The sequence below is a fragment of the Vibrio sp. J2-3(2022) genome (assembly GCF_021725735.1).
Lineage (GTDB): Bacteria > Pseudomonadota > Gammaproteobacteria > Enterobacterales > Vibrionaceae > Vibrio > Vibrio diabolicus.
Genome location: NZ_JAKKCK010000001.1, coordinates 1,207,347 through 1,219,967 on the forward strand (window position 1 = coordinate 1,207,347; position 12,621 = coordinate 1,219,967).

Below are 12,621 nucleotides of genomic sequence, written 5' to 3' on the forward strand. Positions count from 1 at the left end.
TATAAAAATCGAATAGCAATTTTGTACAAAAATAAGCACGATGGATCCGTTACACTTCTAAGATGATTTTCTTGAGCAGACCGGATAAAGATGAAAGAAAAGAATAAGGAAATCGCTACCTTCAAGATAGCTCAAGAGCTCGGCGGTTTAGAACTTCTCGATGCAAAGTATGAGAAGCAGAATTTTTCACGCCATAGCCACGAAGGTTACACTATTGGCGTCATCGAGAAGGGAGCACAGCAGTTCTTTCGAACAGGCGGAAATCATATCGCGCCACAGGACAGCATCATCCTTGTTAATGCCGATGAAGTACACAACGGGCATTCGGCCTCAGAAGGCGGTTGGGAATACAAAGCAATGTACCCCGTACCACAGCAGTTTCAGACCTTAGGGCAAGAGCTTGGTTCACCAAATGTAGCGCTGCCCTATTTCCCTCAACCTGTGGTTTATGATCCTGAACTAGCAAATCAGTTGCGATTGGTGTTTGAAACGCTAGAAAAATCAGACAACCGACTACTACGAGAAACTTTGATTTACGGCACGTTGATCAAACTAGCCAGCAAACACAGCACCCACCGGGCACCGCTCAAAGAATCAACCAGAGCTCAGCGACAAATACAGTTGGTCAAAGAGTTTTTGGAAGACTTCCCGCAAACGGACGTCTCGCTAGAAGAGCTCGCAAAACTGGCTGGGTTAAGCCCTTTTCATTTGCTAAGAGAGTTTCAAAAACAGTTTGGCTTCCCTCCCCATGCTTATCAAATTCAGCAACGTTTACGTATGGCGAAGAAGCTACTAAAAATGGGACAAAAAATTTCAGATGTGGCACAAGAATGTGGCTTCCATGATCAAAGCCATCTGCATCGACACTTTAAAAAAGCCATGGGCGTCACTCCCGGCCAATACGTCCGTCACAGCTAAAGCAGCAATATTGTACAAGGCGTTATGCGACTACCGAGCTATCTTGGTAGCCTGATTTAGGAATAACTAAGAAGAAACTATGGACCACACTTTGCCGTTACAAGAAGAATCAAAAGCCACGCTATTTTGGCAAGGCACACTTGCGATGATGCCACTGAGTATCGCGGTGTTGCCTTGGGGTTTGCTCGCAGGCTCATTCGCGATTGATACTGGGCTTCACCCTTTGGAAGGACAAGCACTATCCGCCATTCTGTTCGCAGGTTCCGCGCAGCTCGTCGCGATGGGGATGATTAAATCGGGGGCAGGCCTAGTAACCATGTTACTAACAACGTTTTTTATCACCTCTCGACACTTCCTCTACAGTGTATCGATGCGCAGTAAAATTGCACCACTTCCTCTTAAATGGCGGTTATCACTCGGATTCTTACTCACTGATGAGCTGTTTGCGATTGTAGGTCATCATTCCGATAAACAATTTAATCGCTGGTATGCGCTTGGGGCTGGTTTGAGTTTTTACCTGTTTTGGAATATCGCGACATTGACGGGCATTATTGCGGGAAGCCTGATCCCTGAACTGAACGAAATGGGATTGGAATTTGCTGTGGCCGCGACTTTTATCGCAATTGTAGTTCCGACTATTAAAAATATGGCGGTGCTCGCGAGTGTTGTCGTGGCATTAGTGAGCTCGGTCGCCCTAACCTATTACCAAGTGGAAGGAAGTTTGATGATTTCGAGCATTTTAGCCATGCTTACAGGCTACTTTGTGGAACAAGTACAGGAGAAACACTAATGATCATGTTGTCTATTTTACTGATGACGGGACTTGTTTTCACCAGCCGCTACTTGTTTTTAGAACCCAAGCTACCACTGCGATTAGGGACACGTACACAAAAAGTGCTCAACTACGCCAGCCCTGCGGTACTCACTGCGATCTGGGCGCCTATCGTTTTCATTCCCGATGGAGCACTCAGCGTGAATGTGCACAACCCATTTTTATTGGCTGCCTTGCTGGCTGCGTTAATCGCGTACTTTACTAAAAATGTTCTTTTAACGACGGTGATCAGCATGGTGGTATTTCTCGTTCTGCGAATTTGGCTTTAGTCCGCCACCCATTCAATCTCCAACAAGGTGACATCACCACACTTTAATCGTCCAAGGAAGATGTCACCTTTATGCACCTCACCAACTCCTTTTGGTGTGCCGGTCATTACCACATCGCCATCTTGAAGTGTTGTGTAACTCGTTAATTCATCCAAAATGGTTAGCGGCGGATAGAGCATCTGGTTAACGTGACCTTTTTGTACACGAACGCAGTTAATCAAGAGCTCTAGGTTAAGATCATTAATATCAATGTTATCCAAAGAGACAAATCGACTAAACACTGCGGAGCCATCAAACGCTTTAGCACGCTCCCAGGGCAACCCTTGTTGTTTAAGTGAAGACTGCAAACCGCGCTTGGTCAGATCCAATCCCAAACCGACCGCTGAATAGCGTCCATCTTTGATCAGAAAACAGATTTCAGCCTCGTAATGAAGAGGCTCTTGATGAAATGAACGCAGAGTCGTCGATACGGAAGTCGCGGGTTTATTAAATACCACCATTTGCTCAGGTATCGCATTATCAAGCTCATGAATATGTTCAACGTAATTTCGCCCAACACAAAGCACTTTACCCACTTCTACTTTCTTTTCTTCAACTTGAATAACGCTCATCGCTCTTCCCTGCAAAACAAAAACCTCATCATAATCTAACCTATTGACTTAACGACACTAAATCCCATCCTCTAGTGTGAAAAATAAGACATTCACCCCGTTTTGAGTTTTGTATCATCTAATTGAAACATCACGGTATTTACAAAACAAATAGACAAAAAAGCCAGCACGAGGCTGGCTTTAAATCAATAAGGGTGAATGATTGTTCTCGCTAAATCCTATTATAGGTAGTAACGAGCACCTATCGCCCATTTGTCATCAGTTTCACGACCATGGTCATCATTTAGGTCAAACTGGTAACCCGCGTAACCAACAAATTTAGGCGTGAAGTTGTACTCTGCCTGCAGTGCCATTTCTTCACGAGCGGTTTCTGTTTTAGAATTTTTGAACTCTTTACCTTCAACCATCTCGTAGTTAACGCTCAAGTTTAAGCTGTTCGCTAGAGCGTATGCGATGATCGCTTCGTACGCATCACTTTCCGCCAAACGGTCGCCATTTACACTGAAGTTCATATTTTCATTTGAACCATATACCGCGGCAAGGAACAGACCTTGGCCGTAAGCGCCGTAAGATGCAGACACAACATGTGATTCTGCGGTGTGTTTACCTGTGTAAGCAGGGTGTTGGAAGTCACCACCGTTGTATGAGTAGCCAATTTTCGCGCCCATGATTGCGTAAGAAAGCGCAACTTGCATGCGGTCATCGTATTTAAGACCACCAGTGATAGTACCTGCGTCGTTACGCGTGTATTCATCATTTGCGCCTTGCCATCCAAGACCAACGTTAATCGCACCTGCTTCGCCTAAATCAAAGCCATTTCGATAAGACAGCATTTTATCCGCACGACCTGTGCCTAGGTTTCCGTGATCGTCGTAAATGAAGTCATTCGCAAACGCAATTGGCATATCCGCGATGCCTGCTACATCATAGTAAGGTGACCATTGCGTACCACCTACTGCACGACCGTAAACCTCATGTGTTAAACCTAAGTAACCTAGACGAGTTTTAAACGACTCTTCACCGCCATCTAAGTAGTTTAGAGCCCATTCACCACGTGCGTCTGCGGTGAAGCCATTGCCTAAATCTTGTGTCGCAGAGATATTGATACGAGGAGAGTTAGTACCAACATCCGTGTCACCTTGCTCTGAACCATTTAAGTTAACAGAAACGTGGCCGCCCATCGAAAATGTTGTGCCATCGTTATTATAAAGTTCCACTGCCACTGCTTGAGTGCCGAAAGTTGCTGCTGCGATTGCCGCTGCTAATAATTTTTTATTCATTTCTAAATCCATTACTTATTAGTTGGTTAGTCAGTTTTAGACCCAGCTCTGATTCACTTTCGTAAAACGAAATGATGAACACAGAAAGGAATACAAAGGCCCTCTGGGGCATCTTTTCCGCCAGAATGGATTTACCTTTGTGTAACAACTGCCGACACTTTATTTGATTAGTTCCTGATAACCGAGTGAAAAATTCTCAGCAAAAAACTAAAAAGCAAACGTTTACTTATCCGAAAAAAATCCAGGCGTAAAAACCTTACAAAAAGAAATGCTTTAACGAGATAGTGCTCACAAATACTTGATGAACCCCAACTTTTGAAAATAACTTTCCCGTCAAAATGAAATATTTACTTACATTTTGGAACAAAAATAGGTTCAGGAACTTTTTGAAAAAAGCACGGTCTCCAATAGAAGGCAGAAAAACCTCAAAAAAGATAAAACCTTTCTTTTTATAAGAGATATAAGAAGGGGCACTTATTCTCGCCAGCAATAAAAGTGCAATCAAATCATAACTTAACAGAAATCTATCTTTCATTTTCAGGGTTTACCTTAGCGTCATCAACACATCGGGCAAGAAAGCCCATCGATTACAACTAGGGTAATAAGAAAATGAAAAAGGCAGCACTAACTACTGCAATTCTTACAGCATTGGTATCAGCACCATCATTCGCAGCAACAGTATACAAAAACGACGGTACTGAATTAAAAGTTGGCGGCCGCGTTGAGTTCCGTGGTGACTTCATCGGTTCAGGTGGTGCTGAAGTTGAAGGCTCAATGGAAGATAAAAGCCGCGCTCGTCTTAATCTAAAAGGTAAAACGGACATCGGCAATGGCCTTTCTGCATTCGGTGTTTACGAAGCCGAGCAAAAAACGGGCAAGAGTGAATTCAAAAACCGCTACATGTATGCAGGTGTCGACTCTGATATCGGTGCTTTCTCTGTAGGTCGTCAAGACATGGCTGCAGTCATCATCTCTGACATGACGGATATCACTGAGTTCTCTGGTGTTCAGCAAGTTATCGATTCGTCTTCTGATAAGCAAGACAGCGTTTTCGCATACCGTGGTGCGTTTGATGCGCTACAACTGCAAGCAACCTACCAAGCAAACTCTAGCGATAACGAAGATAAATACGGCATCTCTGGAATGTACTCACTACCAATGGGCCTCGACTTTGGTCTTGCATATTCTGGTGGCGACGTAAATAAAGACAACTCTGAAGATCAAATTCTAGGTGGTATCGCCTACTCGATGGATAACCTATACCTAGCAGGTACTTATTCTCAAGGTTCCCTGACTGACGCTGAAGACTTTACGGCTTACGAGCTGGTCGCAAGCTACAAAGTAGCAAGCAAAGTGACACTTGCAGCTCTATACACAGCTCAAGAGAATGATCCAGACAACAGTTCAAAGTACGACACCGTTGAAGGTATCGAGCTTGTTGGTTACTACAAACTAAACAGTAACTTCCGTACTTACCTGTCTTACTACATCAACCAACTCGATGAAAAGAAGGATGTAGTAGATGGTAAAGTGAAAGTGGTTCAAGGTGAAGACACACTACGTCTAGGCGTACGTTACGATTTCTAATTCACTCTTGTCCTAAGAGCGAGTCCAATTGGCCAGCATGCTTGCTGGCCATTTTTTTGTGTAACCCAAGATAACTCGATAAATTTTCACACTATCCAAACGTCGCTCAGCAATGAAAAACGAGCGTAGTGACTCCTGCCTCTGCCCTCTTTTAATGCGATTTGTCACTAAGTTAGTGCATTTCTCCTAATAGCCAACCGAACTAAAATAAAAAGACAATTAAAATCAAATAGATAAAAATTGGCACGCGTTCTGCAATATTATTTATGCAAATGCATGGCAGCGTTTGTGCTTCTCGTTCTTTGTACCTGTTATAACAGGCACGTCCTTTGAATTGGTAATGTCGCCTCCCTCTGGGAGGCATTTTTTTATTGGCGCGAAAAACAATAGGACGTATGATCCCGCCACCTCTATCAAACTGGAATTTTTCAATTGAATCATCATCCTGTTCAAGGTGCGTCCTGGATGCTAACAGCTGGCTTGGCATTCGCCATAGTGAACAGCTTCGCCCAAATTGCTAGCATCAACTTTGGTGTCTCTTCCACCACATTCGCATTATTCCAATACGCTATTGCCTTATTTGTCATTCTGCCCTATCTGCGTACACTTGGAATTAGACGCTCACTAAGAACCCAACACTTTGGTTGGCATGCCTTCCGTATTTTTCTCTCTGTTATCGGGATTCAGCTTTGGCTTTGGGCACTCGCTTATCCAGTTCCGATTTGGCAAGGCATTGCGCTGCTGATGACCTCTCCATTATTTGCAACGGTTGGATCTGGCTTGTTACTCAAAGAGAAGGTAGGTACTGCACGCTGGTTAGCAACATTAACAGGGTTTGTTGGTGCTATGATCATTCTTGAGCCGTGGGCAGATTCATTTACATGGGCGACCCTGCTTCCTGTTGGCGCCGCATTTTTCTGGGCAGCGTATTCTCTGATGGTAAAGAAAATGTCGGTCAACGATCCGCCCTCAACCATGGTTGTCTATTTATTACTGCTGATAACGCCGTTTAATATCTTATTGGCAATACCGACATTTACGATGCCAAATACCTGGACGATATGGGGCGTACTTTTAGCCGCAGGCGCGCTTACAGCACTCGCTCAATGGGCTATCGTTAAAGCGTACGCAGTTGCAGACGCCTCGTTTGTGCAACCATTTGATCACGCAAAACTGCCTTTGAATGTCGTTGCTGGCTGGTTGGTGTTTGGCTGGGTACCACCTGGTCGTTTATGGCTAGGCGCCGCGATTATTATTGCCTCCATTGCGTTTATTACGCACTGGGAAGCGAAAAAGACAAAGCTAGTTGAAAGAAAAGTCTAATTTCAAGGTTCTATATTTTCAGGAAAGGAAATGAGGAACACCATATGAGTCAACCAATCAAAATTACACTGTACCGCTGGGCTGGTAGTTGGGGTCCATTCAAAGTCAATATTCCTTGTGGTGAATGTACGTTAACTAAAGATATTTTGACGGATACTTTTAAAAACGAACTCGCTGATGTCCCCGTTGAACTGGAAGTAAAAGATTGGTTATCACATTGGTGGGAACCATTAAAAGCAGGGGCCTGGCATGCACCGATTCTTATTGTCGAAGGAAAAGTGGTCAGCCAAGGAGAAGCGCTAAACCGGGGCGTGCTTGTGCAATCAGTTATCGCTGAATGGGTCAAACGCGATGAGCTAAAAGGCAACATTGTTTATGGTAAAGCCACCTGCCCTTACTGTGTCAAAGCGAAACAACTACTTGACGATGCTGGTGTTCAATACGAGTATCATGACGTGGTTAAAGACAGCGCCGCTTTGTATCGCATGATCCCCGAAGTAAAAGCCATCATTGGAGAAAAAACGCCGGTAACAGTGCCGCAGATCTGGTTGGATGGAAAGTATGTTGGAGGCGCTGACGATTTAGAAAAGTGGTTAGCAGCAAAGGGGCTAGATAAAGTGCCTAATAATGTCGTGGAGATACCAAGCCAATCCGCTTAGCGTTTGATTCAAATGCCATCCGTCTTTGAGTAGTGGTTTACCAATGTTGTTCAATATGTAGGCTGCCACTAAAAACAAGACAGATAAAAGCAAAAAGCCCTGATTCTTCAATCAGGGCTTTTTAAATTATTTCGCCAGTTTTTTCATAACACGAGTAAAAACAGAAGCTTTTTTCTTCTTCGCTTTACCGTAAAGCGCTTTGTGCATCGCGTCTTTTGCAATCATCTGGCCAATATAAGCACCACCAAGTTCGTTACCCATGACCTTCTCCTGAATGTATTGACTTAACTATGTTGTAATTTTACACCACAATTAGATAAAAACAAGACTGGCGTCACATTTATTTTGTAATTAACTTTCAGGTTAGTTCTGATTACTTTTTCGAAACGGGCGCCTATCGCTTAGGTTGCTGGTATGTTTTACCCGCTGCGACGTACGTATCTTTCTGTTTGATTTCAAAGAATGTTTCAAAGAACCACGCAGCAAATTTGATCAAGTGATCGCCTTCATTCATGACGTGCTCCACGTATTCTTGCTCTTCTCCGGACTCGTCTTCTTGAGTGGTAATATGGTAAATACGTTTCTCGCCATCAACTTCTGCAAGACCAAACTGACCCGTTAGGGATTGTGCCGCTTGTGCAACTTCTTCTTCCTCACACGCCTTCAAGACTTCGAGTGCCTTTGGCATACTTTCTTGCTGAGTAATTTCTTTTACCAGTGTTTCAAATTCGTTTTGTTGCATTCTTTCACCTAACGATTAGAGATCGGATAGTCATTTGGGCAGAAAGGTATCCCCAAGCTGAGAGGAGCATCAGGCATTGCCCTCTTCCTCTCAAACTGAGTCATTCAATATACACAATGATCCTGACTTAATTTAGCAGCGCATTTTAGAAAGCTGCCTCTTTCGTTGCAAGTATATTCAGGTGGAAGTTTCTGCTTGAATCGTCCCTTTGGGTACTTTACGAAATTGACTCAATGCAAGCACACAGCAAGAAAGTAACGCAATAAACAAATAAAACACCCCAAGCTGGTTTTGATTCGTGACCCAAGAATCTACCAAGTATCCGCCAAACAACCCGGCTAAACACATTTGAATTGCTCCAGATAGCGCAGAAACCGCTCCGGCCTGTTGCTTATGTGGCGACAGCAACAAACTAATTGATACCGGAAACGACATGCCTTGGGCAAAACTTAAACACGTAAATGCCACTAGTAATGAAAATACACTGAAGGGTGTAACCAACAACATGAAGCCAGCAATAGCAACAATCGCGAAACTCATCAGCAAGATTTGCTGAGCTTTGTAACGAGCGTTGATCAAATTAAGCACCAAGCTACCCGTCAGCAAACCAACTGACGGTATGATCATCAAAGAACCGTAATCTGCCGCCGTTAAGCCTAACTCTTGTTGCATTAAAAATGGATACAAGGAAAGCGTTACCAGAGCCGACAAATAACTAAGCCAGTTGTAGCTCGCACTACCAATCACTTGAGTATTCGTTAACAGGCGCAAATAATTTGCACTCACCTGGCCTACTTTAAATTTTCGCTTCGGGTAAGGCAGCGTTTCTGGCAGCACCAATAAACCAAGCGTAAAAATTGCCATTAAGTAAATCAGCACAAACACAAAGACAGCATGCCAGCTCAGGTGAAAAGCAATCCAACCACCAAACAGCGGAGCAATAATTGGCATCACAGATGCCGTGACTGAAATATAAGATAGCGCTTTGGTTAATTGCATACCGTCATAACTGTCACGCAATACGGAGCGACCAAGCACCGAGGCACTGCCCGCTCCCAAACCTTGAAGTAACCGCCCCGCTTCAAGAGCAATAATGTTGTCCGAAAAGGCGATACAAATAACCGTACCAACTAGGTACACACTTTGGCCCAGAATAAATACTGGTCGACGACCAATCGCATCAGACAATGGGCCATAAAAAAGCTGAGAGATACCGAAACCAACGAGAAATAGTGTGACGAGATTCTGAATCGAATGTTGCGGCAAATTCAAGTCATGACCAATCAATGGTAAAGAAGGAAGATAAATACTAACGCCAACTTGGCCTGTGGCAATGATCATCATCGCTAATAACAATGGTGTTTTACGCAAACGTTCCTCCTACTTTGTGACAGATTGATGGCAAACAGTGTATATTTGATACTCAAAGATGATAATCAGCTAAGTTGGAAAGGAATTAATTCCCAAGGAGACACAATGGACTGGATTCAAAGCGTGAAGAGTTATATTCGTGTGGTCGAAGAAGGTAGCTTTAATGCTGCAGCGCGGAAACTCAATACCACCAGCTCAGCTATCAGTAAACGAGTTCAATGGCTAGAAGATAAAATTGGCGTTCAGCTACTTAAACGCACGACCCGCTCTATTAGCCAAACCGAAGCTGGTGCGCTGTTTTATCAACGAGCAAAAAATCAGTTGGATTCATGGCAATCAGTATTAGATGAAACTCGCTCAGTCAATCAATCACCAGCGGGGTTATTGAAAATTGGCGCGACACTGGCGGTTGGTTCTAAGTTTTTGGTGCATTACCTAGATGATTTTCTTGAGAAATATCCAGACATTACGCTTCAATTAACGACAACGCTACCGGGCCAATTGCCAGAGCTAAGCTTAGACCTGTTTATTAGCCGGGAATTAGAGCAACTTAATTCGCTAAGTTTCAAAGCCACCGCACTTTTCGAACATAAAGCCCAGTTTTACGCCGCGCCTAGTTACCTAAAAAAATATGGCACCCCACAATGCGTTGAGGATCTGACAGAGCATAATGTCCTGATTTGGGGTGAAAAGCCCTCACGAGAAATCAAAACCAATCGAGGCAAACGTATCAGCTTGTCCGGTAACTTTGCCACGACCAACCCAGAAGCGCTGTTTCATGGTGCCAAAAGAGGCATGGGTATTCTGATGACGAATAACGTCATGATCAAAGATGATCTCAAATCCGGAGCTTTAGTGCCTATCTTGCCCGATATCACAGCGGATAAAGCCACTGTATATGCCTACTATCCAAAGCTGGATTATCAGCATACCCGAACTAAGCTGTTCCTCGATTATCTCAAATCGCGATTAGAAGAGGAGAAGCGCGCCTAGCTTAGCGTTTTTATCGCTATACCTTTAAAAGGTTCAAGCATAAAAACATGAAAATAATGATTTGTTCGTTCACAAAATTTGAAAAATTCGCCTTAGTAACCGATAGTTTATTTGATGCATATCAAATAATAATTCTTCGTGTCTCACACGATATGGTAATCACAACGCTAGGTGAAATGCTCAATGGGTCAGGTACAAATCAGTTTCCACAAAATTGATGAAATATTGAAGCTAAACGGCACGGCTCAGCTAAACCGAGTCACGTTAGATATTCATCAACAATTGCAGAGCCATTGCACTTGCGTTGTGGAAGTTGCGCATCTTCAACATTCGGCTCATACCATCTCCTTCGCTAGCAATGGAAAAATTACAGACAATCTAAGCTACCACCTTTCAGGCACCCCCTGTGAAAAAGTGGCAAAAGACATTGGCGAACATATTTTCTATCAGGACCAAGTTTACAAACGCTTTCCTGAAGATCAGATGTTTCAAGAGGATGGTATTCAAGCTTACATTGGTCTGCCATTAAAGACACAAAATGGCGAGGTTCTGGGAATTTTATTGTCCACCTTTACCCGAAGCATCCACGCTAAGGAAGCGCAAGATATCCTCGACTTCCACCGCTTTTATGCCAATGTCATTATTCACAGCTTACGTGAAAAGTGGGTCAGTGAACGTTCAGATAAGCTTCTTAATCAGCTTAGCTATGAAGTATCGCATGATAACCTAACTGGGCTGCTCAACCGTAGCTGCTTAGCTGATACCTTGGAGACATTGACGCAACAGGCCACTCGTCCATTCAGTTTGGCTTACCTAGACATCGATAACTTCAAATCGATCAATGATATCAACGGAAACTACATCGGCGACCAAATTATTAAGTTTACGGCAAACGCCATTCAACAAAGCTTGTCATCGCCAAACAACGCTTTTCGTGTCGCAGGAGATGAATTCGCCTTCATTACTTACGACGAAGATCCTGTCGCCGTATGTCAGGAAGTACTCGACAAAATTGAAAGCGGCTACAGCGACAAATCTAACCGAATTTCTTTCACTGTTAGTATTGGTATCGCGCGCGCACCAGTACATATGTTGAACAGCGATGAGCTGATTTTGAATGCTAGCCTCGCTCTCAAAGACTGTAAAAAACATCGCGATACACGAATTCAGCATTACGACACACACCTTAGCGCCCTTTATCACCGTAGAACGCAGCTTATTGAAGCTATGCGCATTCAACTTAGCGCTGACATACATGATAGCGAAGAGTTGTATGTCGTTGTTCAGCCAATCGTAGATATCACAAGCGATCGCTGGAATTACTTTGAAATCCTAGCCCGCTGGAACAGCAATGTTTACGGGAACATCTCTCCTGCGGAATTCATTGAAGCTGCCGAACAATCAGGCCTGATTATCGAGTTGGGTGAACGTATTATTGAACTCGCATGTATCGCAAAACAAGAGCTAGAAGCCAACTTAGGATACAAAGTCAAACTCTCTATCAATTGCTCTGCGTATGAGTTGCTCGACTCTAACCGCTATATTAACCACCTAACTAACATGGTTGAAAAGTATCAGCATGAAGCAAAAGACTTTGTTATAGAGCTCACCGAGACCGTTTTACTCTCGCAAAGTGGCCGTGAACAGATGGTACTTAACTCATTGCGGTACTTAGGTTTTAAAGTCGCGTTGGATGATTTTGGTACGGGATACTCAAGCTTGAACTATATACACAATTATCCGATTGATAGCATTAAAATCGATGCAACCTTCGTCCAAAACATGCTCTCAAATACAACCTCTGAACAAGTAGTGTTTTTGATAGCGCAATTGGCAGAACTGCTTGATGTGGATTTGATTGCCGAAGGCGTAGAAGACGATAGAGCACTACAAAAGTTAATTGAAATGGGCTGCCACTACATTCAAGGCTATTTCTACTCTCGCCCACACAGTGTTGATGAAATCGTACACCTGATAAATGAACGTGAAGTGCGGAGCGCCTAAGAGCTCTAAACAAGCGACGGTCATGGAATGTA

At 43.6% G+C, this 12,621-nt stretch carries 13 protein-coding genes; 8 read left to right on the forward strand and 5 right to left on the reverse strand.

Going from position 1 to position 12,621, the window contains the following annotated elements; genetic code table 11:
* The first annotated feature begins 90 nt into the window (after positions 1-90).
* From L3V27_RS05225 to L3V27_RS05235, 3 genes are all read left to right on the forward strand, one after another.
* Complete coding sequence (locus tag L3V27_RS05225; RefSeq protein ID WP_145535484.1) at positions 91-918, forward strand: AraC family transcriptional regulator; 828 nt, start codon at positions 91-93, stop codon at positions 916-918.
* 79 nt (positions 919-997) lie between these two features.
* Positions 998-1,708, forward strand: a complete 711-nt coding sequence (locus tag L3V27_RS05230) for an AzlC family ABC transporter permease (protein ID WP_046873712.1) — start codon at positions 998-1,000, stop codon at positions 1,706-1,708.
* Positions 1,708-2,019: an AzlD domain-containing protein gene (locus L3V27_RS05235; RefSeq protein ID WP_006742072.1), complete on the forward strand. Its 312-nt coding sequence runs from the start codon at positions 1,708-1,710 to the stop codon at positions 2,017-2,019. The genes L3V27_RS05230 and L3V27_RS05235 overlap by 1 nt, the downstream gene beginning before the upstream one ends.
* Here the strand turns inward: L3V27_RS05235 and L3V27_RS05240 are convergent.
* Positions 2,016-2,630: a fumarylacetoacetate hydrolase family protein gene (locus L3V27_RS05240; RefSeq protein WP_065645772.1), complete on the reverse strand. Its 615-nt coding sequence runs from the start codon at positions 2,628-2,630 to the stop codon at positions 2,016-2,018. The two genes, L3V27_RS05235 and L3V27_RS05240, sit on opposite strands and share 4 nt — an antisense overlap.
* 221 nt (positions 2,631-2,851) lie before the next feature.
* Complete coding sequence (locus L3V27_RS05245; protein WP_046873713.1) at positions 2,852-3,910, reverse strand: porin; 1,059 nt, start codon at positions 3,908-3,910, stop codon at positions 2,852-2,854.
* 609 nt (positions 3,911-4,519) lie between these two features.
* Here L3V27_RS05245 and L3V27_RS05250 point away from each other — a divergent pair.
* The 3 genes from L3V27_RS05250 (at position 4,520) to L3V27_RS05260 (ending at position 7,479) form a co-directional block, all read left to right on the forward strand.
* Positions 4,520-5,497, forward strand: a complete 978-nt coding sequence (locus tag L3V27_RS05250) for a porin (RefSeq protein ID WP_046873714.1) — start codon at positions 4,520-4,522, stop codon at positions 5,495-5,497.
* A gap of 465 nt (positions 5,498-5,962) precedes the next feature.
* Positions 5,963-6,820: a DMT family transporter gene (locus L3V27_RS05255; RefSeq protein ID WP_005391192.1), complete on the forward strand. Its 858-nt coding sequence runs from the start codon at positions 5,963-5,965 to the stop codon at positions 6,818-6,820.
* A 44-nt stretch (positions 6,821-6,864) separates the two neighbouring features.
* A complete protein-coding gene (locus L3V27_RS05260; protein WP_053809571.1) occupies positions 6,865-7,479 on the forward strand; it encodes a glutaredoxin in 615 nt (204 codons plus the stop codon).
* Positions 7,480-7,605: 126 nt separating this feature from the next.
* Here L3V27_RS05260 and L3V27_RS23315 read toward each other — a convergent pair whose 3' ends face one another.
* From L3V27_RS23315 to L3V27_RS05270, 3 genes are all read right to left on the reverse strand, one after another.
* A complete protein-coding gene (locus L3V27_RS23315) occupies positions 7,606-7,740 on the reverse strand; it encodes a hypothetical protein (protein ID WP_267135658.1) in 135 nt (44 codons plus the stop codon).
* 133 nt (positions 7,741-7,873) lie between these two features.
* Positions 7,874-8,221: a hypothetical protein gene (locus tag L3V27_RS05265; RefSeq protein WP_005391198.1), complete on the reverse strand. Its 348-nt coding sequence runs from the start codon at positions 8,219-8,221 to the stop codon at positions 7,874-7,876.
* A 177-nt stretch (positions 8,222-8,398) separates the two neighbouring features.
* Complete coding sequence (locus L3V27_RS05270) at positions 8,399-9,592, reverse strand: multidrug effflux MFS transporter (protein WP_182032968.1); 1,194 nt, start codon at positions 9,590-9,592, stop codon at positions 8,399-8,401.
* A 105-nt stretch (positions 9,593-9,697) separates the two neighbouring features.
* Between L3V27_RS05270 and L3V27_RS05275 the strand changes: the two genes are divergently transcribed.
* Together L3V27_RS05275 and L3V27_RS05280 are read left to right on the forward strand one after the other, a co-directional pair.
* Positions 9,698-10,585, forward strand: coding sequence for a LysR family transcriptional regulator (locus L3V27_RS05275; protein WP_005391202.1), 888 nt, complete (start codon positions 9,698-9,700; stop codon positions 10,583-10,585).
* 183 nt (positions 10,586-10,768) lie between these two features.
* Positions 10,769-12,589 carry a GGDEF domain-containing phosphodiesterase gene (locus L3V27_RS05280; RefSeq protein WP_237311213.1) on the forward strand — a complete coding sequence of 607 codons (1,821 nt, stop codon included), beginning with the start codon at positions 10,769-10,771 and terminating at the stop codon, positions 12,587-12,589.
* Positions 12,590-12,621 lie beyond the last annotated feature (32 nt).

Bases quoted from the DNA above. Each gene is read 5' to 3' on its own strand.
- L3V27_RS05225 (WP_145535484.1), top strand. From the start codon at position 91: ATGAAAGAAAAGAATAAGGAAATCGCTACCTTCAAGATAGCTCAAGAG.
- L3V27_RS05230 (WP_046873712.1), top strand. From the start codon at position 998: ATGGACCACACTTTGCCGTTACAAGAAGAATCAAAAGCCACGCTATTT.
- L3V27_RS05235 (WP_006742072.1), top strand. From the start codon at position 1,708: ATGATCATGTTGTCTATTTTACTGATGACGGGACTTGTTTTCACCAGC.
- L3V27_RS05240 (WP_065645772.1), bottom strand. From the start codon at position 2,630: ATGAGCGTTATTCAAGTTGAAGAAAAGAAAGTAGAAGTGGGTAAAGTG.
- L3V27_RS05245 (WP_046873713.1), bottom strand. From the start codon at position 3,910: ATGAATAAAAAATTATTAGCAGCGGCAATCGCAGCAGCAACTTTCGGC.
- L3V27_RS05250 (WP_046873714.1), top strand. From the start codon at position 4,520: ATGAAAAAGGCAGCACTAACTACTGCAATTCTTACAGCATTGGTATCA.
- L3V27_RS05255 (WP_005391192.1), top strand. From the start codon at position 5,963: ATGCTAACAGCTGGCTTGGCATTCGCCATAGTGAACAGCTTCGCCCAA.
- L3V27_RS05260 (WP_053809571.1), top strand. From the start codon at position 6,865: ATGAGTCAACCAATCAAAATTACACTGTACCGCTGGGCTGGTAGTTGG.
- L3V27_RS23315 (WP_267135658.1), bottom strand. From the start codon at position 7,740: ATGGGTAACGAACTTGGTGGTGCTTATATTGGCCAGATGATTGCAAAA.
- L3V27_RS05265 (WP_005391198.1), bottom strand. From the start codon at position 8,221: ATGCAACAAAACGAATTTGAAACACTGGTAAAAGAAATTACTCAGCAA.
- L3V27_RS05275 (WP_005391202.1), top strand. From the start codon at position 9,698: ATGGACTGGATTCAAAGCGTGAAGAGTTATATTCGTGTGGTCGAAGAA.
- L3V27_RS05280 (WP_237311213.1), top strand. From the start codon at position 10,769: ATGGGTCAGGTACAAATCAGTTTCCACAAAATTGATGAAATATTGAAG.